Source organism: Martinezella rhizogenes (genome assembly GCF_000799715.1).
Lineage (GTDB): Bacteria > Pseudomonadota > Alphaproteobacteria > Rhizobiales > Rhizobiaceae > Rhizobium > Rhizobium rhizogenes_C.
Genome location: NZ_JUHG01000014.1, coordinates 350,452 through 376,389 on the forward strand (window position 1 = coordinate 350,452; position 25,938 = coordinate 376,389).

The window sequence follows — 25,938 nt, forward strand, 5'->3', positions numbered from 1 at the left end:
TCCTCGGGAGCGATGCGCCGGATGCACATTATCCGGATGCAAGGTCGGCACAGGATGGCCCTGTCATGGGGCCGCCGGGAGGGCGTCTGCCGCCGTTTAACCAAGATACACGGCAGACGAGAGGAGAATGATGGTGAAGCGCAAAAATTTAATTAACTTGTCTCGCTGAAGCAGCCGTTTTCAGGCGGAATCGCCTGCAACCGGGATGCTCTCGGAATGATGGCTCTCAAAGACGCGCGGCGACTTCGCTTGCAACCGGAATGGCAGGCTGCGCGCCGGGCTTCAGGCAGGCGAGTGAACCGGCGACGGCGGCGCGGCGCAGGCTTGTATGGAAATCCAGACCCTGGTCGAGGCTGGCGGCGAAATAGCCGCAGAACGTATCGCCGGCGCCGACGGTATCGACCGGCTCGATGACGAGGCCCTTGGCGCGCGAAAGCTCGCCATCGCGAATGGCGATGACGCCGTCGCCGCCGAGCGTGACGATGAATGTCTGCCCGGTCTCGGCATGCAGGCGGATAAGGGCCGCCTCACGATCGCCGGCCGACATATTGTCCTGACCGGCCAGCAGCTCGAATTCGGTTTCGTTGGCGATGACGATGTCGGCGAGACGCCCGAGGCGCGCTGCTTCGGGAATGAGCGGTGCGAGATTGAGAACCGTGCGAACGCCCTTGGCCTTTGCGGCAGTCAGTGCCGTTTCGACGGCCGCGACCGGGATTTCGAATTGCAGCATCAGCGTATCGCTAGCACTCAGCGCGTCGACGACGGCGGTCGCATCTTCGGCCGTCTTCGTGCCGTTGGCGCCGGGGACGACGGCGATCATGTTCTCGCCGTCACCGCCGACCAGGATCAGTGCTGTGCCGGTCGGCTCGGAAACGTGAGCCACGGTGGAAAGGTCGGTGCCGGCAGCGTCGAGCAGGGCAAGGGCAGGCTCGGCGAAGCCATCATTGCCGACGGCGCCGGTCAGGCGCACTGTCGAACCGGCACGACGCGCCGCCAGCGCCTGATTGGCGCCCTTGCCGCCGGCGGCTGTGGAAAAGCCGTTGCCGGCCACCGTCTCGCCCGGCTTCGGCAGACGGTCGGTGGTGGCGATGAGGTCCATGTTTATGGAGCCGAAAATGGTGATCATGGGATGTCCTGCCCTGCTTGCTGGTCTTGCACACTCCCATCCAAGAATTGCTTCATCCTTTGGCAGGGCACGCATTGATTTGGCGCGACACTGCCCGAAGGGGTCAGTCCTCGTCAACCACTCTTAGCTTGAGTTGGCCGGTGCGATTGTCGATCGGTTTCGCCCGGTCCTCGACGGTGGGCTTTGCCGGCTCGGCGGCGGTCTCGAATTCCAGCGCTTCTATCCGCTCGCCACGCCGCGCCAGCTTGTCGGCGGAGGTGACGATCATGTCGACATCCTTCTGCGCCATGGCGAAATGCCCCTGCAGCTTGCGCACCCGCTCGTCGAGGCGCGAGAGATCGTCCATCAGATGCGCCACTTCACCCTGGATCACATGCGCCTGCTCGCGCATGCGCTGATCCTTCAGCACCGCCTGGATGACCTGGATCGACAGCATCAGCAGCGACGGCGAGACGATGACGATGCGCGAACGCTGTGCCTTCTGCACGATCGCTTCGAAATTCTCGTGAATTTCGGCAAAGATCGATTCAGAGGGAACGAAGAGGAAGGCGGTGTCCTGCGTCTCGCCCTGGATGAGATATTTCTCTGCGATATCGCGGATATGCACTTCGAGATCCCGGCGGAATTGCTGCGCGGCGACCTTGCCATGCTCTGCGCCTGTTGCGGTGGCGTTGCGGATGGCGTTCCAGGCTTCCAGCGGAAACTTGGCATCGATGACGAGCGGCGGTGAGCCGTTCGGCATGCGGATGGTGCAGTCCGGGCGCGAGCCGTTCGACAACGTTGGCTGGAAGGCATAAGCGCCCATCGGCAACCCATCGGCGATGATCGTCTCCATCCGCGCTTGGCCGAAGGCGCCGCGCGTCTGCTTGTTGGAGAGAATTGCTTGAAGCCCGACGACATCCTTGGCCAGCGACTGGATATTGGTCTGCGCCGCATCGATGACGGCCAGCCGCTCCTGCAGGCGGCGCAGGTTCTCATGGGTCGAGCGCGTCTGTTCGCCGATCGTCGCCGTCACCCGCTGCGACATGCCGTCCAGACGCTGACCAATGGCCTGATTGAGCTCCGCCTGTCGCGAGCCGAACACCTCGGTCATGGCGGCAAGCCGCCCCTGCATCTCCGCCTGCGCCCTGAGGATCGCCGCCATATTGTGCTCGGCATCCTCGGCCCGCAGCATATCCTCCTCCGACTGCCGCCTTCTGCCGTTGATGACAAGAACGATCACGATGATCAGAAGCAGGATGGTGAGGCCGGCCAGAGCCGGGACTGCGGGAATGGCTTGGCCGAGCAGGGTAAAGGACATGATATCGTATATACTCGTGGAACTCTTGCCGGCACCATAACAAAAACGCGAAGAATATCCAGATCAAAACGTGAACAAAATTTCGGGACATCTTTGTCGACCCGGAGCCGCAATCGTTGAAAAAACACGCTTCGACTGCCAACTAGATAATTCCATCGCACCAAAAGATGCGTTATGGGAAACGTCATGACGATCAAGCCACTCATCATTTTGCCCGATCCGCTGCTCCGCCAGGCCTCCAAGCCCATCGAGCGCGTCGATACCGAAATTCTGCGCCTTGCCGACGACATGCTGGACACCATGTACGACGCGCCGGGCATCGGCCTTGCCGCCGTCCAGATTGGCGTTGCCCGCCGCATGCTGGTGATCGACGTCGCGCGTGAAGGCGAGGACAAGCAGCCGCTGGTCTTCATCAATCCCGAGGTCGTCGCCTCGTCGGATGAGCGTTCGGTCTATGAGGAAGGCTGCCTCTCCATTCCGGATTATTACGCCGAAGTCGAACGCCCGGCCCGCGTCACGGTCAAGCATATCGATCGCGACGGCAAGGAACAGGTCATCGAAGCCGACGGTCTGCTCGCCACCTGCCTGCAGCACGAGATCGACCACCTGAACGGCGTGCTGTTCATTGATCATATCTCGCGTCTGAAACGCGAGATGGTGATCAAGAAGTTCACTAAGGCGGCCAAGTCGAAGGTGCTCTGAGCAGTTACCATTGAAAGATGCGCCTGATGTGCCTATGATATCATTGATATCAAATGGAGGTGCCGATGGCCGATATCTTAATCAGAGATGTATCCGAAAACTTGAAGCGAGAACTTAGCGACGAGGCGAAGCGAGCCGGTCGTAGCCTTTCGGAGGAAATTAAGGTTCAAGTTCGGAAGGGCCTCAATGTCACGCGATCGGAAAATAGTACGAAGGCTGCTTCCACGCTAAACCAGTTACGCTCCGCCTTTGCCGGCTTTGCACTAAGCGATGAGGAGCATCGCGAACTCATGTCTGTCACAGATGAGGCTCGCCGCAGAGAGGCGGAGCGCCGAGGTTCCGAATGATTGTTCTTGACACGAACGTGGTTTCGGAGATCACGAAGGCGAATTTATCTCCGAACATTGGCGAATGGTTTGAGCGGCAGGATATGGAGAGTCTCTATCTTTGCTCTCCGATTTTAATGGAATTGTCCTATGGGGCGGAAAAAGTGTTGCCGAGGGATCGTTCGGAACGATTTTTCGAAGGTTTCGACTATCTTATGAGGCATCAATTTGCGGGCCGCATTTTGCAGCTTGATCAAGACAGCGCGCTGCTGACGGGCCGCATTCGCGCCCGTCGCGAACGGATCGGCCACCAGATTTCCGTTCAGGATGCCATGATCGCTGCCGTCTGTTTAATCCATGGCGCGACACTGGCGACCCGGAACATAAAAGATTTCCAGGGGCTTGATATCAGGCTCGTAAACCCGTTTGAAGGCGGCTCAGCATGATCCCAAAAAGTGTGAAGCGGTTTTTGGACAGGATCATGCCAAACTAGATACCTCTTAGCCGGACGGATCGTATGTCGCTCAGCATCATCTTTATGGGAACGCCCGAATTTTCCGTGCCGACGTTGCGGTCGCTGATCGATGCGGGTCATAAGATCCGCGCCGTCTATACGCAGCCGCCGCGTCCCGGCGGGCGGCGTGGGCTCGATCTGCAAAAGTCGCCGGTACATCAGGCGGCGGAGCTGCTGGGTCTGCCGGTATTCACGCCGGTCAATTTCAAGGATCCGGACGAGCGCCAGCGTTTTCGCGAGCTCGATGCCGATGTCGCCGTGGTTGTCGCCTACGGCCTGCTGCTGCCCGAGGCGATCCTCACCGGCACGCGGCTCGGCTGCTACAATGGCCATGCCTCGCTATTGCCGCGCTGGCGTGGGGCCGCTCCCATCCAGCGGGCAATCATGGCCGGCGACAAGAAGACCGGCATGATGGTGATGAAGATGGATAAGGGCCTCGATACCGGCCCGGTCGCCCTGACCCGCGAAATTGAGATCAGCGACACCATGACTGCCGGCGAGCTGCATGACAAGCTCATGCTCACTGGCGCCAAGGCCATGGCCGAGGCAATGAACAAGCTAGAATATAACGAGCTGTCGCTGACCGAGCAGCCCGCCGAGGGCGTCGTCTACGCCGCCAAGATCGACAAGGGCGAGACCCGTATTGATTTCAGTAAGCCGGCCGCCGATGTTCACAATCATATTCGCGGCCTGTCGCCCTTTCCCGGCGCCTGGTTCGAAGCCGAGATCGCCGGCAAGCCGGAGCGTGTGAAGGTGCTTGGCTCCGAACTCGCCGAGGGCGAGGGCGCGTCTGGTGAAGCGCTGACCGATGATTTGGTGATTGCCTGCAACTCCGGTGCTATCAGGCTGACGAAGTTGCAGAAAGCCGGCGGCAAGCCACTGGCTGCGGCCGATTTCTTACGCGGCACGCCAATTGCGGCGGGCACGATACTGGCGACGGGATCGGTCTGATGCCGCGTTACCGCATGACCGTCGAATATGACGGTGTCCCCTATGTCGGTTGGCAACGTCAGAACAATGGTCCTTCCGTGCAGGGCGCGATCGAGCGCGCCATCCTGTCGTTGACGGGTGAGACGGTTTCCGTTCGCGGCGCTGGACGCACCGATTCCGGCGTGCATGCCGTGGGCCAGGTTACCCATGCCGACCTCTCCAAGGAATGGAAGCCGCACACGCTGCGCAATGCGCTGAATGCCCATCTGCGAAAAGCCGGAGACCGCGTTGCCATTCTGAATGTGACGGAAGTCAATGCCAGCTTCGACGCCCGTTTCTCGGCGATCCGCCGGCACTATCTCTATCGCATCATCGTCCGCCGCGCGCCGCTGGCGCTGGAGGCCGGGCGGGCCTGGTGGGTGGCGAAGGATATGGATCATCAGGTCATGCACGCGGCGGCACAGACCCTGGTCGGTCGGCATGATTTCACGACGTTCCGATCGGTACATTGCCAGGCGAACAGCCCTGTGCGCACGCTCGACCGGCTGGATGTGACCCGCAATGGCGAGCTGATCGAGATCCGCGCCACCGCGCAGAGCTTCCTGCACAACCAGATCCGCTCCTTTGCCGGAACGTTGAAGCTCGCAGGCGAGGGCAAGTGGACGCCGGACGATGTGCGGGCCGCATTGGACGCGCGTGACCGCAAGGCCTGCGGCCCAGTCGCGCCGCCTAACGGGCTTTATTTCATGCAGGTGGATTATCGCGATGATGCCGGTTCCGCGCCGCCGATCCTTGACGACGAATCCGACGATTCATGAGGTGCCCGTCCAGGTTTGTGTGGAGCGATACATTATGTCGCGCGCATACTTGTCACGACACAATCGATGGCTTATAGGCCTCCCCGGGAGGATCGACAGCCGAATGATATGAGGTTTGCGATGTCCAGTAATCCCAAAAGCATCAACACGCGCGCCGAACGCTCTCCCACCATTGAGATGAGCCGGCGGCAACTTCTTGGATCCGCAGCCGCCAGCGCCGCTGTTTTTAGCCTTCCCGCGCTGCCCAGCTGGGCTGCTCCTGCCGAGAGGGCAGTGGATGTCCTGCTGATTGGCGGCGGCATCATGAGCGCGACGCTCGGTGTTCTCCTGACCGAGCTGGAGCCTTCCTGGACGATCGAAATGATCGAGCGGCTCGACGATGTCGCATTGGAAAGCTCCAACGGCTGGAACAATGCCGGGACCGGCCATTCGGCTTTGGCCGAACTCAACTACACGCCCCAAGACGAGAACGGCACTGTCCATATCAGCAAGGCGGTCGAGATCAACGAATCCTTCCAGATCTCCCGCCAGTTCTTCGCCCATCAGGTGAATGTGGGCGTTCTGAAAAACCCGCGTTCATTTATCAATTCCACGCCCCATATGAGCTTTGTCTGGGGCGACAAGAATACGGACTTCCTGGAGAAGCGTCATCAGGCGCTGAAGGCAAGTCCGCTCTTTTCCGGCATGAAATTCTCGCGCGATCATGACGAGATCGCGAAATGGGTTCCGCTGATGATGGAAGGACGCGACCGCTCACAGAACATCGCGGCGACTTGGTGCCCACTGGGAACCGACGTGAATTTCGGCGAGATCACCCGGCAATATGTCACGCATCTCAAGAGCCAGCGGACCTTCCAGCTGCACACCTCTTCGGAAGTAAAGGAGATTGCGCGCAACGAGGACGGCACCTGGCGCGTCACCTATGCGGATACCAAGGACGGTTCCAGCAAGGGTGCGATCGACGCCAAGTTCCTGTTCGTCGGTGCCGGTGGCGCCGCCCTGCCGTTGCTCCAGATGTCGGGCATTCCCGAAGGCGACGACTATGCCGGTTTCCCGGTTGGTGGGTCGTTCCTCGTCTGCGATAATCCCGATGTGACAAGCCTGCATCTGGCAAAGGCCTATGGCCAGGCGTCAACCGGTGCGCCGCCCATGTCCGTGCCGCATCTCGACACGCGCATGCTGGACGGAAAGCGGGTGGTTCTGTTCGGACCCTTCGCCACCTTCTCCACCAAGTTCCTGAAAGAGGGATCTTATCTCGACCTCCCGGCTTCGGTGACGCTCGATAATATCTGGCCGATGATCCGGGTGGCCCTGGACGAGTTCAGCCTCGTGGAATACCTCGCAGGCCAGCTGATGCTGTCCGACGAGGACCGTCTGACGGCGCTGCGCGAATATTTCCCGAAGGCCGAAGCAAAGGATTGGCGCCTGTGGCAGGCCGGTCAGCGCGTCCAGATCATCAAGCGCGACGAGGAAAAAGGTGGCGTCCTGAAGCTCGGGACCGAAATCGTTGCATCGAAAGACGGCAGCATCGCCGCATTGCTCGGCGCTTCGCCCGGAGCATCCACCGCGCCGCCCATCATGCTCGATCTGCTCAAGAAGGTTTTTGCCGATCGGCTCGCGACGCCCGAATGGCAGGAAAAGATCCACAAGATCGTTCCGAGCTATGGCGTGAAACTGAACGAGACCCCGCAGGTGCTTGCCGAGGAATGGGCCGCGACGGCCGATCGGCTGCAACTGGCTATCGCCCCGCCGGCCATCGATCCGTCCGCGCTTGCAAAGCCCGACGGGACGAGCATCCCGAAGGGCGCAGTCAAGCAAGTTCCGGATATGGCGCTCTAACTTATTGTCTCTACGCAATCCCGAACGGAAAACCGCTACGCACTTTTCCTGGAATTGCTCTAATTGTGCTCCGGCACGCAAGACCGGCTCTGATATGTATGCGGAGCCGGTTTGCGGCCGAATGTTGGTGCGGATCGAACAGCTAGCCCGGCGGATAGACGCCGAGGAAACGCTGCAGGAAGTCGGTCAGCAGCATGGTCGGGATGAGCAGCACCAGCGTCAAGGTGCCGATGAAGAGCGGATGCGTGCCGCAGATCATCCTGAGGACGCGGGCAAGGGAAAAGACGATCGCCATCATCAGCGCCAGCCATAGAATGGCCACCAGCCCGCTGGAGCCGGGGATGAAGGCGAGCAGTGCGATCAGCAGCGCATTGAGATAGGATGTCGGCAGGGCGAGCCAGTTGACGACGACAACGACGGGCGCGAATTTGTCGCCGAAGCGAAAGATCATTAACAGCACGCCGGCGAGCACGACCGGTGTCAGCCAGCTTGCCGCCTCGACCAGCGCCAGGCGAAGGAAGAAGGCCATGCCGGTCGAGGTTTCCGGTGGCATGGCGGTGAGATAGGCCTGCCGCCACCAGAGCCATGAAATGCCGATCGACGGTAGGCTCCAGAGGATCGCCCAGAAGGATCGCAGCATTCCACGGTCCGATATGTCGAGATATTGGAAGCCGCGCGCGTCCATTCGCAGCAGAAGCCACAGGCCCGCCAGATAATATTGGACTTCCTTAAAGCTCGGCATTCGCAAACCAGCGCTGGATGAAGGTCCCGTAGATCTCGGTCAGGGTTTCAAGATCCGCTACGGCCACCCGCTCATCGACCATGTGCATGGTCTGGCCGACAAGGCCGAATTCCACCACTGGGCAATAGTCCTTGATATAGCGCGCATCCGAGGTGCCGCCGGTCGTCGAAAGCTTCGGCGTCTGGCCGGTGATGTTTTCGATCGCCGAGGAGAGCGACGCGATCAGTGCGTTGTTGCGCGTCAGGAAGACCTGGCTTGGACGTTCGGACCAGGTGATATCGTATTTAGTCGGCTTACGACCGGGGCGGAGTGTCTGGTCGGCCGCGGCGGCATCGAGACGCGCGAGGATTTCCGCCTTCAGGGCCTCGACGGTCCAGGTGTCGTTGAAGCGGATGTTGAAGGCGGCGGTCGCCTTGGCCGCGATGACGTTGGTGGCGGTATTGCCGACATCGATCGTCGTCACTTCGAGATTCGACGGCTGGAAGTTGTCGGTGCCGGCGTCGAAGGGCGGGTCGAGCAGCGCTTCGGTCAACTTGACGATGCTGCGCACCGGATTGTCGGCGAGGTGCGGGTAGGCGGCATGGCCCTGCACGCCGTGAACGGTGATGAAGCCGGAGATCGAGCCGCGACGGCCGATCTTGATCATGTCGCCGAGCTGATCGGGATTGGTCGGCTCCCCGACGAGCGAAGCGTCCCATTGCTCGCCGCGTTCGGCCGCCCATTGCAGCAGCTTGACCGTGCCGTTGATCGCCGGGCCTTCCTCGTCGCCGGTGATCAGGAAGGAGATGGAGCCGGCCGGTGGCCCATGCTTCTCGATATGGCGGGCGACGGCGGCGGCAAAGCAGGCGATGCCGCCCTTCATGTCGACCGCGCCGCGGCCAAACAGTTCGCCGCCGTCGATGTCGGCGGCAAAGGGCGGATGGCTCCAGGAATCGGCGTCGCCGACGGGCACGACGTCGGTGTGACCGGCGAACATCAGATGCGGCCCCTCGGTGCCGAGACGGGCATAGAGGTTCTCGATATCGGGCGTGCCCGCCTCGCTGGCCGTCATGCGCTCGACCTTGAAGCCGAGCGGCAGTAGCATGTCGGCGAGCGCGGTGAGCGCCCCGCCTTCGGCCGGCGTTACGGAAGCGCAGCGGATCAGGGTTTGCAAATTGGCGACGGGATCGGTGGCGGTCATCGGAGGCTACTTATCCGGGGAGAGATGGCAAGGCGATGGCGAGGCTATGGCAACTGATGGGCGATTATTGTCTGAAAATTGCCGCCGTAGTTCCAGCAGATCATATGGGGCTGTTAGCAAGCCGGGGAAGGGGAGCGCGACCCGGAAGGCGCGCTCCCGGAACCATATCAATCGCGCAGCAGCTCGTTGATACCGGTCTTGGAGCGGGTCTTTTCATCGACGCGCTTGACGATGACGGCGCAATAGAGACTCGGAGCCGGCTGGCCATTTGCCATGATATTGCCGTTCGGCAGCGCACCGGCAACGACGACGGAGTAGGGCGGCACTTCGCCATAGGTGATCTCGCCGGTGGCGCGATCGACGATCTTGGTCGACTTGCCGATGAAGACGCCCATGCCGAGGACCGAGCCTTCGCGGATGATGCAGCCTTCGACCACTTCCGAGCGGGCACCGATGAAGCAATTGTCCTCGATGATCGTTGGGCCGGCCTGCATTGGTTCCAGCACGCCACCGATGCCGACGCCGCCGGAAAGATGCACATGCTTGCCGATCTGTGCGCAGGAGCCGACGGTCGCCCAGGTGTCGACCATGGTGCCTTCGCCGACATAGGCGCCGAGATTGACGAAGGACGGCATCAGGATGGCGTTCGGAGCGATATAGGCGGAGCGGCGGACGACGGCGTTCGGCACGGCGCGGAAACCTGCTTCGCGGAAGCGGTTCTCGCCCCAGCCCTCGAACTTCGACGGCACCTTGTCCCACCAGGTCGAGCCGTCGGGGCCACCGTCGACGACCTGCATGTCGTTCAGACGGAAGGAGAGCAGCACGGCTTTCTTGAGCCACTGGTTGACGGTCCAGTTGCCGTCGGAACCACGCTCGGCCACGCGCACCTTGCCGCTGTCGAGCAGGTTCAGCGCCGTTTCAACAGCGTCGCGAACTTCGCCGCGCGTCGAGACGTTCACATTGTCGCGATTTTCAAAGGCCGCCTCGATGGCGTTTTCGAGAGAGGCGAGATCGGTGGCGCTCATGAGAATTCCTTAAACTTCAATGGCTATCGTTGCGATCGGAAGAGGGTCCGCAGATACGGTCGATTGGTCCTACAGCATAGGCCCGAAAAATGGAATGATTTTTCGGTGCGGATTAAGCTTGGATTCAAGGCGTTAGAGGGGCATATGCGATGCTCGGTTGCTTGCGCTGCGGTGTATGGTGACCCTTGAAGGATCGATCGAAAGGCATGGGAAATGAGCAAGGCGAAAAATGGCAGGCTGAGGCGCAAGGATGGGGTGTGGGATCCCTTGAAGACGAGTTCGGCCGACAAGCAGCGGGCTGAGTCCGTTCCGAAGACGCCGCAGTCGATGTCGCCTTCCTATCGTCTCGCCTATGCCGACGAGGATTTTCTCTGCCGCGAGGAGTTGCGGCCGATCCGCCTTCAGCTCGAACTCCTGAAGACCGAGATGTCTCTCACCGAGCGCGGTATCAAATCGACGGTGGTGATGTTCGGTGGCGCGCGTATTCCGGCGCCGGGCGCCAGCGCCTGGGCCGCGCGCAACGATGTGCAGCGCGCCAATCTCGAGGCAGCCTCCGTCTATTACGAGGAAGCGCGCAAGTTCGCCCGGCTATGCTCGCGCTATTCCGCCGGCTTCGATTTTCATGAGTATGTCGTGGTCACCGGCGGTGGCCCCGGCGTCATGGAAGCCGGCAATCGTGGTGCATCGGAAGAGGGTGCTCCCTCCATCGGCCTCAACATCGTACTGCCGCACGAACAGGCGCCGAATGTCTACGTGACGCCGGAGCTCAGCTTCAATTTCCACTATTTCGCGATCCGCAAGATGCATTTCATGGTGCGCGCCAAGGCGATCGCTGTGTTTCCGGGCGGGTTCGGCACGCTGGACGAGCTGTTCGAATGCCTGACGCTGATCCAGACCGGCCGCATGGAGCATTTGCCGCTGATCCTGTTTGGCGAAAAGTTCTGGCGCGACATCATCAACTTCGATGCACTCGCCGAATTTGGCACCATCGCGCCCGACGACGTCAAGCTGATCAGCTTCGTCGATACGGCAGAGGACGCCTGGAAGATCGTCTCGGATTTCTACGAGCACGACAACGGACACTGACAAGAAAAGCCCACCTTACGGCGGGCTTTTCATTCAACAATCAATCATACCCGATGGGATATTCAGAGCAGTGGGCGGTCCGGCATGTCGTCCAGTGAGATCACGCCGTCATGGTTGCGGTCCATGCGGTCGAAGAACTTGTTGGCGGCGTCTTCGGCTTCCTGTTTGCTGATCTGACCGTTTTCGTCCTTGTCGACGCGGTGGAACAGCATCATGCCACGCATAAGTCCGGCTTCATGCATGAAGCGGCCGTGATGTCCGTGACGGCGCGGGCCATTGTCACCCTTGTTGTCGTCGTTCTGAGCCTGGTCGCCTTTGGCCTGATCGTTCTGGGCCTGATTGTTGGCCTGATCGTCGTTGGTCTTTGCGTGTGCGGCCTTCCATTCCTTGATGCGCTCTTGGCGATAGGTGCGCACCTCGCCAGGGGTGATCTGGCCATCGTGATTGGTATCGATCTGATCGAAGATCTTGTCGACGCCGGCCTTGACCTCATCCTTGGTGACCTTCGTATCGCCAGGCTGGCCGAACTGCTTCAGCATGCGCACATAGGCGATCTCAGGCGAAAAGCGCGGACCATCGCGGCCGTCCTTGCCGTCGTGGCCGCGTTGCGCGGCAAAGCTACCTTGCGCGGCAGCACCGACCAGAAGAGCTGCGGAAAGGCCCGCCAGAAGAAGTTTTTTCCCGTTCATCGTTTTTCCTTTCGTGTCGAGGAATGGTCAAACGATACGGCTGGCGGTCGGAAACGACCAATTAAACATCTGTAAGGCGGATGAAACTTTCGTAACCCCGCCCTAATGAACGGTTAAATCAACGCCTTGAGGAAGGCCGTGAGATCGTCGGTCACATAGTCGATGTGCTCGTCCTCGCCGGTGGTCTTCTCCCACCATTCGACGACGGTGCCCTCGAGGTTTTGCGGCACGAGCAGGACCGTCTTCATGCCGAGCGCCTTCGGCACGGTCAAATTGCGCGGCAGGTCCTCGAACATGACGGCATTTCTCGTGTCCACCCGATTAAGGCTCATGAACTTGTCATAGGTGCTGCCGGCCGGTTTCGGCACGTAGTCGGCGGCGACGATATCGAAGATATCGTCGAAGTGATCGAGGATGCCGAGCGCGCCAGCGGTCGCCTGTGCATGGCTGACGCTGCCATTGGTGAAGATGAACTTGCGCCCCGGCAGCGCCTTGATGGCGGCGGCCAGCTCCGGCTGCGGCATCAGCGCCGAATAGTCGATCGCATGCGCCTTCTCCAGGAAGTCGTTGGGATCGATGCGATGATGGATCATCAGCCCCTGCAATGTCGTGCCGTGCTCGAGATAATACTGCTTTTGCAGCTTACGCGCCTCGTCCCGCTCCATCTGCAGGAGCGCGGAAACATAGGCCGTCATGTTCTTGTCGATCTGCGCGAACAGATCGACATGATGCGGGTAGAGCGTATTGTCGAGATCGAATACCCAGTCGCGGATATCGGAGAAATCGGCGGGCGTGGGCTGCGTCTTTGTCTGGGTCATGCCGGCCTTATGGCATGCGGTAGCACCCCAGGAAAAGCAAAATATGATTCCGGCATAGAGGGGCAAGATTGCGGACATTGCCGGGCATTTCAATGCAGGCTATGGTTTTGCAGATTGATTTTTGGGACTTTGCGCTAGTTGTCAGCTGGAAGAGGAGCCCCTGTTTCCCAAGATACAAGGGGTAGAATGCGCCCGGTAGGGCTTTTGTGGAGGGGAACAATATGAGTCAGGTGGAAAAGGCGGAAGAGTTCGCGCGGTTGCACAAGAAGGGCGATCCGCTGATCCTCTTCAACATATGGGATGCCGGTTCCGCCAAGGCGGTGACCGAGGCGGGCGCAAAGGCGCTGGCGACGGGAAGCTGGTCGGTCGCCGCGGCCAATGGTTTCGGTGACGGCGAGGCCGTGCCGCTGTCGCTGCTGGCGGTCACCACCCGCCTGATTTCGGTGACGAGCCACCTGCCGCTCTCCGTCGATTTCGAGGGCGGCTATGCCGCGGAACCCGACGCTGTTGCCACCAATGTCGAAAAGATCATGGATCACGGCGCCATCGGCATCAATTTCGAGGATCAGGTGATCGGCGGCCGCGGCGTTCACCCGATCGAGACGCAGGCGGCCCGCATCCGCGCCATCCGCGAGATGACCACGCGGCGGGAAATGCCGTTCTTCATCAACGCCCGCACCGATCTGTTCCTGCAGGAAAGCGATACAGCGCACCACCAGCTGCTGCTCGACGAGGCCTACCGCCGCGCCGATGCCTTTGCCGAAGCCGGCGCCAGTGGCTTTTTCGCGCCGGGGCTAGTCGATGCGGAGTTGATCGAAGCGCTCTGCGATCGCTCGCCCCTGCCGGTCAACATCATGGTGCGCCCGGCAACCCCTGACAATATCACCATGGCCGGCCTCGGCGTCAGCCGCATCAGCTACGGCCCAGCGCCCTACCGCACAGTGATGGGAATGCTGAAGAGCGAGGCCGAAGCCGTTTATCAGCACGACTGATCAGCCGGTCGGCGCTCCACATAGATGATTGCGAAGCATCCGTTTCCTATCAGGGAACGATCAGCGTGCCGGCGCCGTGCTCGGTGAAGATTTCGAGCAGCACGGAATGGGCGGTCTTGCCGTTGAGGATGACGACGCCCTGGACGCCGGCCTTGATGGCGTCGATGCAGGTCTCGACCTTCGGGATCATGCCGCCGGAAATCGTGCCGTCGGCGATCAGCGCATGCGCTTGGGCGACGGAGAGTTCCTTGATCAGCTGGCCCTGCTTGTCGAGCACGCCCGGAACGTCGGTAAGGAAGAGCAGGCGGGTGGCGCTGAGCGCACCCGCGATCGCGCCGGCAAAGGTGTCGGCATTGATGTTATAAGTGGCGCCGTCGCGGCCGGGAGCCACCGGGGCGATGACGGGGATCATTTCCGATTTCGCGAGCAGGTCGAGCAGGGTGCGGTCGACTTCGACCACTTCGCCGACGAAGCCGAGATCGAGCACGCGCTCGATGTTGGAATCCGGATCCTTGATGGTCTTGTGCGCCTTTTCGGCGAAGACCATGTTGCCGTCCTTGCCGCAAAGGCCGATCGCCCATTCGCCGGTCTGGTTGATCAGCGCGACGATTTCCTTGTTGATCGAGCCGGCAAGCACCATTTCGACGATCTCGACCGTCTTTTGGTCGGTGACGCGCAGCCCGCCTTCGAATTTCGATTCGATGCCCATCTTGGTCAGCATGGCGCCGATCTGCGGGCCGCCGCCGTGGACGACGATCGGGTTGACGCCCGATTGTTTCAGGAGTGCGATATCGGCGGCAAATGCTTTGCCAAGCTCGGCATTGCCCATGGCATGGCCACCGTATTTCACCACGATGGTCTTGTTTTCATAACGCTGCATGTAGGGCAGGGCCTTGGCAAGCAGGCTGGCCTGGAGTTCGCTTTGGGCTTCGGACATGGGGTACCCCGTGGAATTGTTCGCGGCCTTTTATCTCAAGTTTTTGACAGAGGGAATAATGATGACAAGATTAGTTTCTATTGCGTCACATCGCCTCTGTCGCGTTTTCTTTCCCGAGCGGGCCTGCCGGGGCCGAACGGGGGCCGCAAGACAGTGCAGGGAGAGGGATGGCGGATTGACAGGTGCATGGAAGAGTTGGAAGCTGACTCAATTCAGGCCGTTTGTCACGCCTATGTTAAAGGACTGAATGAGCAGGAGCTTGCCGAGCAATATGCGGTACCTTTGAATACCATGCGTACCTGGCTGCGCCGAAGCCTGATTAGACTGAGAGAGTGCTTGGACCGATGAGTTCGTCCGATCAAAGCAAGGGAGGCCGCTCCCGCGATGAAGTCCTGGCCGGAGAATATGTGCTCGGCGTGTTGTCATTGGAGGATCGGCAGAAGGTGGAGCGGCGCATGCGCAGCGATCGCCAGTTCGCCGCCATCGTCAGCCGCTGGGAGCAGAATCTTTCCGGCTTCAACGACGATTACGAGATGGTCGCGCCGGTGGCCCCGGTTTTCCCCAGGATTGAGAAACGCGTGTTTGTAAATGGCGCTTTCGGCGCCCATCTGTGGAATTCGTTATTGCTCTGGCGCTCGATCGGCTTTGGCGCGATGTTTCTCGTCGCCGGTGTCCTCGTGTTCACCGTCACCAACAATGCCTCGCAGCCGTCGCCGGGCAAGCAGCTCACCGCTGCCCTGACCGCGCAAAACAACCCGGTCAATCTGCTGACAAATTATGATGCTGCCAGCGGTCGATTGAAGGTGGCGCCGGTCGCCGCCGGCCAGCCTCAGGAAAAATCACTGGAACTCTGGCTGATCCGTGGCAGCGATCCGGCCGAGGCGCTTGGCATCCTGCCGCAGACCGGCGAGGGCGAGATCGTCTTGCCGTCAGAGCTTCACGGCAAGCTCACGGAAGGTGCGATCATCGCCGTCAGCGTCGAACCCTTTGGCGGCTCGCCCACCGGCAAGCCCACAGGGAACGTCATCGCCTCCGGCACGATCCATCTGCCCTGAAAGATTTTTTCCAGGATAAAGGCGCAGCCATTGCCTGAATGGCCGAACTGCGACTGCATCCCGTCCGAAATTCAGATCGCGATGCCGACCGTCAGCCTGATCGCCTGGCGCACATCCTCAAGGCCCTCGCCCTTTTCCGAGGAGGTAACTAGGATGCCGGGATAGGCGGCGGGGCGCTTGCGGATTTTTTCGGCGGTGTCGGCCAGCAGCTTCGGCAGGCCCGCTTCCTTGATCTTGTCGGTCTTGGTCAGCACGATCTGATAGGAAACGGCGGCCTTGTCGAGCAGGTTCAGGACATCCTCGTCGTTCTTCTTGATGCCGTGGCGGCTGTCGATCAGCACATAGACGCGCTTCAGCGTCGTGCGTCCGCGCAGATAGTCGAACACCAGTTTCGTCCAGGCATCCACCTGTTCCTTCGGGGCCTCGGCATAGCCGTAGCCGGGCATGTCCACCAGGGCCATCGGTGGCAGGTCGCCAGCCTCGCCGGAAAAACCGTCGGGAACGAAGTAGTTGAGTTCTTGCGTGCGGCCCGGCGTATTCGACGTGCGCGCCAGACCCTTGTGGCCGACTAGCGCATTGATCAGCGACGACTTGCCGACATTTGAGCGTCCGGCGAAGGCCACTTCCAAAGGCCCTTCCGGCGGCAGGAATTTCATCGCCGGCACGCCGCGAATGAAGATCCACGGGCGCCCGAAAAGCGGCTTGTCGTCTTTTATCGTCTGTTCTGCCATGCTGCTTCAGTCTTCCGGTTCAATTGGTTGACTGGCTTCGGGGTTTTGCCGCCGAAAGTCAAGTTTTGATCGGTATATGGGATGAGGCTCAAAAGAAAAGCCCCGCGAAAGCGGGGCTTTTTTCGTCATTTCGATGGTTCCGGTTTTCGTTTGAAGACGCCCTTCAGATTGTCGAAGAGTTCCACCTTCACGCCATGGCGCTTCATGATGAGCGCCTGCTGGATCACCGAGAGCGTGTTGTTCCAGGCCCAGTAGATCACCAGACCGGCCGGGAAGCTGGCCAGCATGAACATGAATACCAGCGGCATCCAGGTGAAGATCATCGCCTGGGTCGGGTCCGGCGGTGTCGGGTTCATGCGCATCTGCAGGAACATGGTGATGCCCATGATCAGCGGCCAGACGCCGAGATGCAGGATCGTCGGAGCCGTAAACGGCAGCAGGCCGAAGAGGTTGACGATCGAGGTCGGATCGGGAGCGGAGAGGTCCTGGATCCAGCCGAAGAATGGTGCGTGACGCATCTCGATGGTGATATAGATCACCTTGTAGAGCGAGAAGAAGATCGGGATCTGCAGGAGCACCGGCCAGCAGCCGGCGATCGGGTTGATCTTTTCTTCCTTGTAGAGCTGCATGGTTGCCTGTTGCAGCCCCATGCGGTCGTCGCCGAACTTGGCCTTCAGCTCTTCCATCTTCGGCTGCATGCGCTTCATGTTTGCCATCGAAGCGTATTGCTTGCTGGCGAGCGGGAAGAACAGCCCCTTGACGACGATGGTCGTGCACAGGATGGCGACGCCGAAGTTACCGAAGTAGCGGAAGAAGAAATCCATCAGCTTGAACATCGGCTTGGTGATGAAATAGAACCAGCCCCAGTCGATCAGGCGGTCGAATTTCGGGATCGAATAGCTCGTCTCGTAGCGGTCGATGACCGGCACTTCCTTGGCGCCGGCGAAGACGAGGCTCTTCAGTTCCTGCGACTGGCCGGGGGCGACGGTGACGGCATCCTGCTTGTAGTCGGCCTGATAGCGCGGCTGGCCATCGGCGAAATGCGAGAAGTGCGCGTCATAGGCTCCCGACTGCGGCGGCACGATCGTGGCAGCCCAGTATTTGTCGGTGATGCCGAGCCAGCCACCGGTCGCCTTCGCCGGATTGACGGCTTCTTTCTCGGCGGCGGTATACTTGGTCTCGATCAGGCCATCGTCGCCGATGACGCCGATGAAGCCTTCATGCAGGACGTATGCCGACGGCGTGGTCGGCTTGTTGTAGCGGGTCACGCGACCATAGCTCGACAATGACACCGGCGCCTGACCGCCATTGGCGATCTTGTCGGTGATCGTGAACATATAGCGTTCGTCGACCGAGATGGTGCGGGTGAAGATGACACCCTTGTCGTTGGTATAGGAGAGCGTCACCGGCGTGCTGTCGGTCAGCTTGTTGCCGCTCGCAAGCGTCCACAGGGTCGAGGGGCCGGGAACGGCACCAGTCGTGTCGCTGCCGACATAGCCGAGCTCGGTGAAATAGCCGTCCTTGGTGTCGGCCGGGCTGAACAGCGTGATGATCGGGCTGCTCTTGTCGACCGTGTCATGGTAGGCCTTGAGCTGCAGATCGTCGAAGCGGGCACCTTCCAGATTGATGGAGCCGGAGAGCGCGGGCGTGTCGATGATGACGCGCGAGGCGGCCGACTTGGCAACCGATTGGTCGTGGGTCAGCGTCGTCGGCGCACTCTGGCCGCTCGATGGCAGCGCGCCGTCGACGGCGGCGCCAGCGGCTGGAGCCTGCGTCGTCTGGGCCTGCTGCGTCTGCTGCTGCGCCTTGGCGACGAGATCGGCCTTACGCTGCGCCTCGAGGCGCGGGTTCATGTAGAAAAACTGCCAGGCGAGAACAATCAGCACAGACAGGGCAATTGCTATGAAGTAATTGCGTTTGTTTTCCATCATACTTTCCTGGAGCGGTCCGTCTCCGGCCGGCGGGGTTTCGGCCTGGTTTCGATCCGGTGGGCGAGTTCGCTCGCCAGTTTTTCGAAAGGTGCGGTCAGTACATCGCGCCGCGCGACAACCACATAGTCGTGTCCGGGCTGCATTGCAAACCCGGCATGAAGCCGCAGAGCCTCTTTCAGCCTGCGCCGCATGCGGTTGCGTTCCACCGCGTTGCCATGTTTTTTGGTAACGGTAAAACCGACGCGAGGTTCGGCGTCAGTGAGCTTGCGGTCCAGCACTTCGATGAGGAAGAGACTTCCCCTGCGTTTTTCGCCCTGGCGGACAGCAAGAAACTGCGGCCGGCTTTTCAGCCGCCCGACAGTCTGTTTTGATCGTTCATTCGTCAATTCGCCCGCCATCTTCTCGGGCATTCCGGCCCTTAGGCCGAAAGACGCTTGCGACCGCGGGCACGGCGGGCGGAAAGAACCTTGCGGCCGCCAGCGGTTGCCATGCGCGCACGGAAACCGTGGCGACGCTTGCGAACAAGCTTGGATGGTTGGTAAGTACGCTTCATTATTTAAACACCGCGGAGTGCGGCCCTTCTTGAGCTTTGCTTTAAAAGCAAGGAGCGTTGTTGATTATGACGAACGGACTTGGCCCGCAAAAGCAGGCTCCATGACCGGACGTGCGCGGCTTATACGGATCATGGCTCCGGAAGTCAATTATACCGCCGCAGATTCCTGAAAATCCGCCTCTTGGGGCAAAGTGCTGCTTGCCTCGCTGGCGCGCCGCGGCGTGCAGTTCCGGATAGATGGTAGTTTCGTATTTTATAATATTAAAAATGTTACTTTTAAATATATACTAAGTACACGAAAGTGTTTCTAAATTTATATTAAAAATAGCGCAATATAACATTAATGATTTTAGTGGATATTTAGGGGTAAGCGCGGAAAGCCCAAGTTTTTGAGGGGTGGTTTCCGCTTCCAGGAGGCATGTCGTTGAAGATTCGTGGCAAGATTAATCTGCTTGTGTGTGTGATGGCCAGTGCCGCGCTTTTGATCGGCGGCACCGCTCTTTATGCCGTGCATCAATATGAGCGGCAGATGCGGGTCTATGAGCAGGCGGCAAGCCGCGCCTATATGGGCGAGCATCTGAACCGTGTCGTGACCGCCGTCGTTATGGAAGCACGCGGTATCTATGCCTCCGCCACCGCCAAGGATGCCAAGGGCTTCGCCGATGGATTGATGAAGGATCTCGACGAAATCGACAGCACATTTACCGCCTGGTCGCCAAAGGTTCCTGAAGAACAGAAGGCGGAATTCGCCAAATTGCAGGGTCGGGCTCAGGAGTTCCGCACATTCCGGTCGGAGACCGTGAGGCTCGCTCTGTCGGACGGACCGGACGCCGCCAGCAAGCAGGGCAACAATGATGCCAACCGTGCCAACCGCAAGGCCTTCCAGGCCGAGATCGATACCGTCGTGCAGGCCGACAAGGCCGAGCTCGCGACGGTCGGCGCTGAAATCGACGCTTTCCACAAAACGGTCCTTTGGGCTGTGCTCGGCATCACGGTGTTGGGCATCGCCGCAGGTGCCGGTCTCGGCGCCTATATCGGTGCTGTGCATTTGAGCCGCCCGATCCGCAAGGTGACGGAAACCATCAAGCAAGTGGCGGACGGCAATTTTGATGTCGAGGTTCCCTTTGGCGGGCGCGCGGACGAAATCGGAGAGATGGCGGCCGCCGTCGATATCTTCAAGCAGAACGGCAAGGCCGTACGACGCATGAATGCCGAGGAAACGACGATGCGCGCCCGCAACGATGATCTGCAGTCCGACATGTCGATCGTCGTTGCGGCGGCGGCGGCCGGCGATTTCAGCCGTCGCATCGACAAGGACTACGAGGACGCCAACCTCAATCGCTTCGCCGGCAATATCAACGAACTCCTTGCAAGCGTCGATATCGGCACCAGCGAGGTCCGCCGCGTTATCGCGAGCCTTGCGGACGGCGATCTGACCCAGACCATGCAGGGTGAATTCCAGGGCGCCTTCGCCGAGCTGCAGCAGAACGTCAACGCCACGCTCATGACCCTGAAGAGCACCATGCGCGAGGTGCGCGAAACGACCGGTTCTATCAACGCCAATACCAGCGAACTGGGGCATGCCAGCGACGACCTGTCGCGGCGCACCGAACAGCAGGCCGCCGCCCTGGAAGAGACCTCGGCAGCGCTCGACGAGATCACCGCCGTGGTGCAAAGCTCCACCGAACGGGCGCGGGAAGCCAGCGTCATGGTGACGGAAGCCAAGGAAGACGCCGCCCGTTCCGGCACGGTGGTGCGCAATGCCGTCGACGCCATGGTACGTATCGAGCAGGCGTCGGGCGAGATCAGCCAGATCATCGGCGTCATCGACGAGATCGCCTTCCAGACCAACCTGCTGGCGTTGAATGCCGGTGTTGAAGCGGCCCGTGCCGGCGATGCCGGGAAGGGTTTCGCTGTTGTCGCTCAGGAAGTGCGTGAACTGGCGCAACGCTCGGCCACGGCCGCCAAGGATATCAAGGCGCTGATCAGCAAATCCGGCGGTGAGGTGCAGGTGGGCGTCAAGCTGGTTCAGGCGACCGGAGAGGCGCTGGCGGCTATCGAGTCGCGCGTCTTGAAGATCAACGATCATATTCATTCAATCGCAACGGCCGCCCGCGAACAGGCGACTGGGCTGACCGAGGTCAACAAGGCCGTCAACCAGATGGACGAGGTAACGCAGCGCAACGCCGCCATGGTCGAGGAAACCTCGGCCGCCACCCATCGTCTCTCGGCGGAAGCGGACGGCCTTGTTCGCCTTGTCGCCCGCTTTAAGGTCGACGCGGGTTCAGCATCCGCACCGGTGTCGGCACGCACCGAGACCCATCGCGCCGTGGCATCGCCGGCGCATCGCATGATCGGCAAGATCGCCAGCGCTTTCGGCGGCGGCTCGGCGGCGGCATAGGAGTTTTGATGCATCAGGGCAAGAGCTGGAAGGTCGCGCGAATGCGCCTCTTCCGCTCCTGCAGCGGCCTATCTCTTGCCGCCTGTGACGGAAGCGATTGGAAAACGCACCGCAATCCCCTATGATCTATTCTTGATATGTCGTCATTACAGCGCCGCGCGTCAAATATGATGCGCAAAGGACGCTGTAACACCTTAAGACTGCTGCATAATTCCTTAAATCGACTCCGATTTAAGGAATTATGCAGCAGATCGCTTTGCAGCAAAGCGGGACAGCGGAAATGGATAGTGGGCAGGATAGGGACCTCGGCGCGGCCAACAAGGCTGAGGCGCATGGTCTCGCCCGTTTCTGCCGGCCCACAGGCATTTTCGGCGGCCTATCAGGCAAGCTCCTGATCCTCACCGTCTTTTTCATCCTGCTCGCCGAGGTGCTGATCTTCGTGCCGTCGGTCGCCAATATGCGGCTGCGCTGGCTGGAAGACCGGCTGAACACCGCCGCGGCCGCCGCCACAGTCATCGACGGCCTGCAGCCATCCGAGCTGCCTCGCGCGCTTCAGAAGGAAACGCTGATGGCGACCGGCACGCGCGCCATCGTGCTGCGCAAGGACGGGACGTCGCGGCTGCTCGCGACCGCCGAGATGCCGGCCTCCGTCGATGAACAATATGATCTGAGCAATGTCTCGCTGCCGACCGCGATGCGCGATGCGCTGGACACGCTGCTGTTCGGCGGCAACCGGATTATCCGCGTCTTCGGCCCGGTCGGCGGCGATGCCGGCACCGGCATCGAGGTAGTGTTGAAGGACACGCGCTTGCGCAACGCCATGCTCGCCTATTCCGGCAGCGTCTTCCTGATGTCGATCCTGATTTCGCTGTTCACCGCGACGCTGATCTTTTTTGCCATCAACCGCATGATGATCCGCCCGATCCGTCGGCTGACAGACAGCATGCAAGCCTATTCCGACGATCCGGAGGATCCGAGCCGGGTGCTTACGCCGGACAAAGGGCGCGACGAGCTCGCCGTCGCCGGCCGTCATCTCGCCTCCATGCAGTCGCAACTGCAAAAGACGCTGAAGCAGCAGAAGAACCTCGCCGCGCTCGGCCTTGCCGTGTCGAAGATCAATCACGATATGCGCAACATCCTGTCGGCGGCACAACTGATGTCAGACCGGCTGGTCGATGTCGACGACCCCATGGTCAAGCGCTTCGCACCGAAGCTTTTGCGCACCATCGACCGTGCCGTCGGCTACACGACAGAGGTCCTCTCCTACGGCCAGACCTCCGAATCAGCGCCGCGCCGTCGGCGGGTGCTTCTGCATGAGCTGGTCGACGAGGTGCGCGATATCCTGGCGATCGATCCCGAGGGTGGCATCGAATTCCTCGAGCAGGTGAGCCAGGATCTGGTCGTCGATGCCGACAGCGAGCAACTGTTCCGTGTCATCCACAATCTCTGCCGCAACGCCCACCAGGCGCTGGTTGCCTTCGGTGATGCCGAACCCGACAGTGTTCGCCGCATTACAGTTTCGGCACATCGCATCGGCAGCGTCGTTGGCATCACCGTCGACGACACAGGCCCGGGCATGCCGCAGAAGGCGCGGGAAAACCTCTTCACCGCCTTCCGTGGCTCCGCGCGCTCCGGCGGCACTGGCCTTGGGCTGGCGATTGCCCGCGAACTGGTGCTGGCCCATGGCGGCACCATTGCGCTGGTGGAAAAACCTGCCGCCGGCACACAGTTCCGCATCGAAATACCGGACCGCCCGGTTTCGCTCGACGATTACCGCAGCCGCAGCGCCCACGAAAGCTGAGGTTTTTCAGCTTCTTCGCCTCCGTTTCTGTGAAAATCGCGATCTTTTTCAGAAACCCACTTGCATTCCCCGGAAGGACGCTTTAGAGAACCGCCACGCCAACGGTTTACTCCGTTTGGATACGCACCCGTAGCTCAGCTGGATAGAGCACCAGACTACGAATCTGGGGGTCGGGCGTTCGAATCGCTCCGGGTGCGCCATTTCTTTTTTCTCTACATTATGCCAGTGGCTTCCAAAGCATCCCCGATGTCATCGGGATGTATTGCTTATCCTTCGGCGGTCTTTCGCCACGGGCCTAATCCCGTTGCGGTCACGGCGAGACCAATGACCGTTGCCACTACGGGCACGAGCAGCGCCAATCGCAGGGCCTCGAGGCGCGCATCGGGCGCGGTTTCCGCGCCGAGCGCCAGAACACCGACGGCGCTTGCCGCCGACAGTCCGAGTGCCGCGCCGAATTGAAAGGCCGTGTTCACGAGGCCGCTGGCCAGGCCCTGCTCGCTTTCGTCGATCCCGTCCGTTGCCAGAATGGTCAGCGGACCGTAGGCGAGCGAGAATGCCAGGCCAAGCAGGATCATCGAGGGAAACATTGCCGCATAGGTCCAGTCGAGGCTCACCCGCAGGAACCAGGCGTAGGAAAATGCCGCCAGCAGCACCCCGCCGAAGATGACCTTGATATTGCCGAAGCGATTGACCAGCCATGGCGTTACTGTCGGAGCGAGGATAGCGTCGGCGCCGATGGCCAGTAGTGCAAGGCTTGTTTGCAGCGATGTCCAGCCCATCAGCTCCTGCAGGTAGAGCGACACCAGAAACTGGAAGCCGAAGAAGGAACCGGCGAAGAACAAGGCGCTGAGATTGGCGCGGACGAGCGAGCGCGAGCGCAGGATACCTAGCCTGACCAGCGGCATTGCGACCTTCCTCTGGATGGCGATAAAGGCAATCCAGAGGATTGCGCTCGCGGCAAAGGCGACAAGCGTCCAGTCCAGGCCGTCCTTGGGGTTTTCGAGCCGTATCACGCCATAGGCGGCGGATAGCATCGCGCCGGCGAGGATGATGGCGCCCAGCATATCGAAGCGCTGGCTATAGTCTCTTTGATGGTCGTCGGCGACGAGGCGCGGCGTCAGGATGAAAATGAGGCTGGCAAGAATGACCGGTGCGAAAAACACCCAGCGCCAGTCGATGGCGGCAAGCAGGCCGCCCGCAACAAGCCCCAGCGAAAAGCCTCCGGCAGCCGTGCCGGCGTAAATGAGCACCGCCTTGTTGCGCTGTGGTCCCTCCGGGAAGTTCGTCATGATCAGCGCAAGGCCGGCCGGCGTCATGAAGGCCGAGGCGATGCCGGTGACGAAGCGCGCCGTCAGCAACATCCAGCCTTCGGTGGCGAAACCGCCGAGGCCGGAGAAGGCGATGAACACGGCAAGCGCGGAGAGAAATACCCGCCGCTTGCCGAAAATGTCGGCCGCGCGGCCGCCGAGCAGCATGAAGCCGGCATAGCCGAGCACATAGGAGCTGACGACGGCACTGAGCGTCGTGGTCGAGAGGCCCAACTCAGCGCGGATTGCCGGCAAGGCCACGTTCAGCATCGCGACATCGATGCCTTCGAGGAAAATCGCTCCGCACAGAACGAGCAGGGCGCCTCTTGCCCCCGCGCTCATGGGCGCTTGCGAACTCGAGGTGTGAGATAGGGTCGACATGGGTGTATGCCCTCACGTTTGATGGTTTGGTATGAAAATGGCAGGTCAATTACTAAAATGCCTGTCAGTTACTTCTTGTAACCATCATTGAGGTAAGGCATATTCCACAGCCATGGAAGAAGGCACTTTAAACTCACCAAGTGATTGCTGCAGCACCGATGGGGACTACGATGTCCTCCAGTGGGATCAGCGCGAGGGCTGCGAGGTGCGGCAGATCCTCGACAGGATCGCCGACAAATGGTCGCTGCTGGTCATTGCCCTGCTTGAAAAGCGCACGCTGCGGTTCACGGAGCTGAAGAAGAGCATCGATGGCATCAGCCAGCGGATGCTGACCAATACTCTGCGCCATCTGGAGCGTGATGGCATCGTCGAACGCACGGTGTTTCCAGTGGTACCGCCACGCGTCGAATACAGGCTGACGTCGCTCGGCTGCACCTTGCACGAGACGATACAGTCGCTGGTCAACTGGACGGAAAACAACCAGCGGGAAATCATCGCCGCCCGCCTCCGCTATGACACACGCGATCGCTGATCGCGATTTCGGTATGCCAGGGTCGACCTCAAGCCTCATCCGCTTTTAAAAGATGTTTTCGAACTTTCTTGTCGCAGGACTGAAAGGTCTCGTCTCAATCTTGGGCTGGCAGCCTTTGCCGCGGCCATTGCAGACAATTGGCGTTTCAAGAAGCACATTCCAGCCGTGCCCGATCAAAATATAGAGTGCGCCATTGCTATATGGCGCGAGCCGACCGGGCGC

Annotated in this window: 25 protein-coding genes, 1 tRNA gene and 1 pseudogene; 14 read left to right on the forward strand and 13 right to left on the reverse strand. The window is 60.5% G+C overall.

Annotated elements, in window-relative coordinates; genetic code table 11:
• Nucleotides 1-226: 226 nt before the first annotated feature.
• Both EX00_RS19205 and EX00_RS19210 read right to left on the reverse strand, forming a co-directional pair.
• Nucleotides 227-1,126, reverse strand: a complete 900-nt coding sequence (locus EX00_RS19205) for a ribokinase (protein WP_047461352.1) — start codon at nucleotides 1,124-1,126, stop codon at nucleotides 227-229.
• Nucleotides 1,127-1,229: 103 nt separating this feature from the next.
• A complete protein-coding gene (locus EX00_RS19210; RefSeq protein WP_047461354.1) occupies nucleotides 1,230-2,426 on the reverse strand; it encodes a DNA recombination protein RmuC in 1,197 nt (398 codons plus the stop codon).
• A 186-nt stretch (nucleotides 2,427-2,612) separates the two neighbouring features.
• Here EX00_RS19210 and def point away from each other — a divergent pair, with 186 nt between their 5' ends.
• The 6 genes from def to mqo all read left to right on the forward strand — a co-directional run bounded on the left by def (nucleotide 2,613) and on the right by mqo (nucleotide 7,555).
• Nucleotides 2,613-3,128, forward strand: coding sequence for a peptide deformylase (gene def / locus EX00_RS19215; protein WP_047461356.1), 516 nt, complete (start codon nucleotides 2,613-2,615; stop codon nucleotides 3,126-3,128).
• Between the two features lie 65 nt (nucleotides 3,129-3,193).
• Nucleotides 3,194-3,475: a FitA-like ribbon-helix-helix domain-containing protein gene (locus EX00_RS30825; RefSeq protein WP_155294091.1), complete on the forward strand. Its 282-nt coding sequence runs from the start codon at nucleotides 3,194-3,196 to the stop codon at nucleotides 3,473-3,475.
• Nucleotides 3,472-3,900, forward strand: coding sequence for a type II toxin-antitoxin system VapC family toxin (locus EX00_RS19225; RefSeq protein ID WP_047461357.1), 429 nt, complete (start codon nucleotides 3,472-3,474; stop codon nucleotides 3,898-3,900). The genes EX00_RS30825 and EX00_RS19225 overlap by 4 nt, the downstream gene beginning before the upstream one ends.
• A gap of 71 nt (nucleotides 3,901-3,971) precedes the next feature.
• Nucleotides 3,972-4,919, forward strand: coding sequence for a methionyl-tRNA formyltransferase (gene fmt / locus EX00_RS19230; RefSeq protein ID WP_047461358.1), 948 nt, complete (start codon nucleotides 3,972-3,974; stop codon nucleotides 4,917-4,919).
• A complete protein-coding gene (gene truA / locus EX00_RS19235; RefSeq protein ID WP_047461359.1) occupies nucleotides 4,919-5,716 on the forward strand; it encodes a tRNA pseudouridine(38-40) synthase TruA in 798 nt (265 codons plus the stop codon). Before fmt ends, truA begins: the two co-directional genes overlap by 1 nt.
• Before the next feature lie 120 nt (nucleotides 5,717-5,836).
• Nucleotides 5,837-7,555 (forward strand): malate dehydrogenase (quinone), encoded by a 1,719-nt coding sequence (gene mqo, locus EX00_RS19240; RefSeq protein ID WP_047461360.1) that lies wholly within the window; start codon nucleotides 5,837-5,839, stop codon nucleotides 7,553-7,555.
• A 142-nt stretch (nucleotides 7,556-7,697) separates the two neighbouring features.
• On the opposite strand, the gene EX00_RS19245 is transcribed toward mqo, so the two are convergent.
• The 3 genes from EX00_RS19245 to dapD form a co-directional block, all read right to left on the reverse strand.
• Nucleotides 7,698-8,297 carry a hypothetical protein gene (locus tag EX00_RS19245; RefSeq protein WP_047461361.1) on the reverse strand — a complete coding sequence of 200 codons (600 nt, stop codon included), beginning with the start codon at nucleotides 8,295-8,297 and terminating at the stop codon, nucleotides 7,698-7,700.
• Nucleotides 8,284-9,477 (reverse strand): succinyl-diaminopimelate desuccinylase, encoded by a 1,194-nt coding sequence (dapE, locus tag EX00_RS19250; protein ID WP_047461363.1) that lies wholly within the window; start codon nucleotides 9,475-9,477, stop codon nucleotides 8,284-8,286. Before dapE ends, EX00_RS19245 begins: the two co-directional genes overlap by 14 nt.
• A 167-nt stretch (nucleotides 9,478-9,644) precedes the next feature.
• Nucleotides 9,645-10,502 (reverse strand): 2,3,4,5-tetrahydropyridine-2,6-dicarboxylate N-succinyltransferase, encoded by an 858-nt coding sequence (gene dapD, locus EX00_RS19255; protein WP_047461364.1) that lies wholly within the window; start codon nucleotides 10,500-10,502, stop codon nucleotides 9,645-9,647.
• A gap of 213 nt (nucleotides 10,503-10,715) precedes the next feature.
• On the opposite strand from dapD, the gene EX00_RS19260 reads away from it, so the two are divergent.
• On the forward strand, nucleotides 10,716-11,588 hold the full coding sequence (locus tag EX00_RS19260) for an LOG family protein (protein ID WP_047461365.1): 873 nt from the start codon (nucleotides 10,716-10,718) through the stop codon (nucleotides 11,586-11,588).
• Between the two features lie 62 nt (nucleotides 11,589-11,650).
• On the opposite strand, the gene EX00_RS19265 is transcribed toward EX00_RS19260, so the two are convergent.
• Both EX00_RS19265 and EX00_RS19270 read right to left on the reverse strand, forming a co-directional pair.
• Entirely contained in the window at nucleotides 11,651-12,277 is a 627-nt protein-coding gene (locus EX00_RS19265; protein WP_047461366.1) for an EF-hand domain-containing protein, read from the reverse strand.
• Between the two features lie 113 nt (nucleotides 12,278-12,390).
• Nucleotides 12,391-13,095, reverse strand: a complete 705-nt coding sequence (locus EX00_RS19270; RefSeq protein WP_047461877.1) for a pyrimidine 5'-nucleotidase — start codon at nucleotides 13,093-13,095, stop codon at nucleotides 12,391-12,393.
• A gap of 221 nt (nucleotides 13,096-13,316) precedes the next feature.
• On the opposite strand from EX00_RS19270, the gene EX00_RS19275 reads away from it, so the two are divergent.
• Nucleotides 13,317-14,087 carry an isocitrate lyase/PEP mutase family protein gene (locus tag EX00_RS19275; RefSeq protein ID WP_047461367.1) on the forward strand — a complete coding sequence of 257 codons (771 nt, stop codon included), beginning with the start codon at nucleotides 13,317-13,319 and terminating at the stop codon, nucleotides 14,085-14,087.
• A 49-nt stretch (nucleotides 14,088-14,136) separates the two neighbouring features.
• On the opposite strand, the gene argB is transcribed toward EX00_RS19275, so the two are convergent.
• On the reverse strand, nucleotides 14,137-15,024 hold the full coding sequence (argB, locus tag EX00_RS19280) for an acetylglutamate kinase (RefSeq protein ID WP_007695451.1): 888 nt from the start codon (nucleotides 15,022-15,024) through the stop codon (nucleotides 14,137-14,139).
• Nucleotides 15,025-15,174: 150 nt separating this feature from the next.
• On the opposite strand from argB, the pseudogene EX00_RS32020 reads away from it, so the two are divergent.
• A pseudogene (locus EX00_RS32020) lies at nucleotides 15,175-15,372 on the forward strand (sigma factor-like helix-turn-helix DNA-binding protein); the annotation flags it as partial.
• Nucleotides 15,369-16,079: an anti-sigma factor gene (locus EX00_RS19290; RefSeq protein ID WP_047461369.1), complete on the forward strand. Its 711-nt coding sequence runs from the start codon at nucleotides 15,369-15,371 to the stop codon at nucleotides 16,077-16,079. The pseudogene EX00_RS32020 and the gene EX00_RS19290, both read left to right, overlap by 4 nt.
• Before the next feature lie 71 nt (nucleotides 16,080-16,150).
• Here EX00_RS19290 and yihA read toward each other — a convergent pair whose 3' ends face one another.
• The 4 genes from yihA to rpmH all read right to left on the reverse strand — a co-directional run bounded on the left by yihA (nucleotide 16,151) and on the right by rpmH (nucleotide 19,294).
• On the reverse strand, nucleotides 16,151-16,810 hold the full coding sequence (gene yihA, locus EX00_RS19295) for a ribosome biogenesis GTP-binding protein YihA/YsxC (RefSeq protein ID WP_047461371.1): 660 nt from the start codon (nucleotides 16,808-16,810) through the stop codon (nucleotides 16,151-16,153).
• 125 nt (nucleotides 16,811-16,935) lie between these two features.
• Complete coding sequence (yidC, locus tag EX00_RS19300; RefSeq protein ID WP_047461373.1) at nucleotides 16,936-18,738, reverse strand: membrane protein insertase YidC; 1,803 nt, start codon at nucleotides 18,736-18,738, stop codon at nucleotides 16,936-16,938.
• Nucleotides 18,738-19,139, reverse strand: coding sequence for a ribonuclease P protein component (rnpA, locus tag EX00_RS19305; protein ID WP_047461375.1), 402 nt, complete (start codon nucleotides 19,137-19,139; stop codon nucleotides 18,738-18,740). The genes yidC and rnpA overlap by 1 nt, the downstream gene beginning before the upstream one ends.
• Before the next feature lie 20 nt (nucleotides 19,140-19,159).
• Entirely contained in the window at nucleotides 19,160-19,294 is a 135-nt protein-coding gene (gene rpmH / locus EX00_RS31135; protein WP_046794124.1) for a 50S ribosomal protein L34, read from the reverse strand.
• A gap of 424 nt (nucleotides 19,295-19,718) precedes the next feature.
• On the opposite strand from rpmH, the gene EX00_RS19310 reads away from it, so the two are divergent.
• The 3 genes from EX00_RS19310 (at nucleotide 19,719) to EX00_RS19320 (ending at nucleotide 23,696) form a co-directional block, all read left to right on the forward strand.
• Nucleotides 19,719-21,695 (forward strand): HAMP domain-containing methyl-accepting chemotaxis protein, encoded by a 1,977-nt coding sequence (locus EX00_RS19310; RefSeq protein ID WP_047461883.1) that lies wholly within the window; start codon nucleotides 19,719-19,721, stop codon nucleotides 21,693-21,695.
• Nucleotides 21,696-21,975: 280 nt separating this feature from the next.
• Complete coding sequence (locus EX00_RS19315) at nucleotides 21,976-23,496, forward strand: sensor histidine kinase (RefSeq protein ID WP_047461886.1); 1,521 nt, start codon at nucleotides 21,976-21,978, stop codon at nucleotides 23,494-23,496.
• Between the two features lie 123 nt (nucleotides 23,497-23,619).
• Nucleotides 23,620-23,696 (forward strand) — tRNA-Arg (locus EX00_RS19320).
• Nucleotides 23,697-23,762: 66 nt separating this feature from the next.
• On the opposite strand, the gene EX00_RS19325 is transcribed toward EX00_RS19320, so the two are convergent.
• On the reverse strand, nucleotides 23,763-25,145 hold the full coding sequence (locus tag EX00_RS19325; protein ID WP_234709057.1) for an MFS transporter: 1,383 nt from the start codon (nucleotides 25,143-25,145) through the stop codon (nucleotides 23,763-23,765).
• A 151-nt stretch (nucleotides 25,146-25,296) separates the two neighbouring features.
• Here EX00_RS19325 and EX00_RS19330 point away from each other — a divergent pair, with 151 nt between their 5' ends.
• Complete coding sequence (locus EX00_RS19330) at nucleotides 25,297-25,716, forward strand: winged helix-turn-helix transcriptional regulator (protein WP_047461379.1); 420 nt, start codon at nucleotides 25,297-25,299, stop codon at nucleotides 25,714-25,716.
• Nucleotides 25,717-25,938 lie beyond the last annotated feature (222 nt).

Coding starts and splice junctions, on each gene's coding strand:
- EX00_RS19205 (WP_047461352.1), bottom strand. CDS start 1,126: ATGATCACCATTTTCGGCTCCATAAACATGGACCTCATCGCCACCACC.
- EX00_RS19210 (WP_047461354.1), bottom strand. CDS start 2,426: ATGTCCTTTACCCTGCTCGGCCAAGCCATTCCCGCAGTCCCGGCTCTG.
- def (WP_047461356.1), top strand. CDS start 2,613: ATGACGATCAAGCCACTCATCATTTTGCCCGATCCGCTGCTCCGCCAG.
- EX00_RS30825 (WP_155294091.1), top strand. CDS start 3,194: ATGGCCGATATCTTAATCAGAGATGTATCCGAAAACTTGAAGCGAGAA.
- EX00_RS19225 (WP_047461357.1), top strand. CDS start 3,472: ATGATTGTTCTTGACACGAACGTGGTTTCGGAGATCACGAAGGCGAAT.
- fmt (WP_047461358.1), top strand. CDS start 3,972: ATGTCGCTCAGCATCATCTTTATGGGAACGCCCGAATTTTCCGTGCCG.
- truA (WP_047461359.1), top strand. CDS start 4,919: ATGCCGCGTTACCGCATGACCGTCGAATATGACGGTGTCCCCTATGTC.
- mqo (WP_047461360.1), top strand. CDS start 5,837: ATGTCCAGTAATCCCAAAAGCATCAACACGCGCGCCGAACGCTCTCCC.
- EX00_RS19245 (WP_047461361.1), bottom strand. CDS start 8,297: ATGCCGAGCTTTAAGGAAGTCCAATATTATCTGGCGGGCCTGTGGCTT.
- dapE (WP_047461363.1), bottom strand. CDS start 9,477: ATGACCGCCACCGATCCCGTCGCCAATTTGCAAACCCTGATCCGCTGC.
- dapD (WP_047461364.1), bottom strand. CDS start 10,502: ATGAGCGCCACCGATCTCGCCTCTCTCGAAAACGCCATCGAGGCGGCC.
- EX00_RS19260 (WP_047461365.1), top strand. CDS start 10,716: ATGAGCAAGGCGAAAAATGGCAGGCTGAGGCGCAAGGATGGGGTGTGG.
- EX00_RS19265 (WP_047461366.1), bottom strand. CDS start 12,277: ATGAACGGGAAAAAACTTCTTCTGGCGGGCCTTTCCGCAGCTCTTCTG.
- EX00_RS19270 (WP_047461877.1), bottom strand. CDS start 13,095: ATGACCCAGACAAAGACGCAGCCCACGCCCGCCGATTTCTCCGATATC.
- EX00_RS19275 (WP_047461367.1), top strand. CDS start 13,317: ATGAGTCAGGTGGAAAAGGCGGAAGAGTTCGCGCGGTTGCACAAGAAG.
- argB (WP_007695451.1), bottom strand. CDS start 15,024: ATGTCCGAAGCCCAAAGCGAACTCCAGGCCAGCCTGCTTGCCAAGGCC.
- EX00_RS19290 (WP_047461369.1), top strand. CDS start 15,369: ATGAGTTCGTCCGATCAAAGCAAGGGAGGCCGCTCCCGCGATGAAGTC.
- yihA (WP_047461371.1), bottom strand. CDS start 16,810: ATGGCAGAACAGACGATAAAAGACGACAAGCCGCTTTTCGGGCGCCCG.
- yidC (WP_047461373.1), bottom strand. CDS start 18,738: ATGGAAAACAAACGCAATTACTTCATAGCAATTGCCCTGTCTGTGCTG.
- rnpA (WP_047461375.1), bottom strand. CDS start 19,139: ATGGCGGGCGAATTGACGAATGAACGATCAAAACAGACTGTCGGGCGG.
- rpmH (WP_046794124.1), bottom strand. CDS start 19,294: ATGAAGCGTACTTACCAACCATCCAAGCTTGTTCGCAAGCGTCGCCAC.
- EX00_RS19315 (WP_047461886.1), top strand. CDS start 21,976: ATGGATAGTGGGCAGGATAGGGACCTCGGCGCGGCCAACAAGGCTGAG.
- EX00_RS19325 (WP_234709057.1), bottom strand. CDS start 25,145: ATGAGCGCGGGGGCAAGAGGCGCCCTGCTCGTTCTGTGCGGAGCGATT.
- EX00_RS19330 (WP_047461379.1), top strand. CDS start 25,297: ATGGAAGAAGGCACTTTAAACTCACCAAGTGATTGCTGCAGCACCGAT.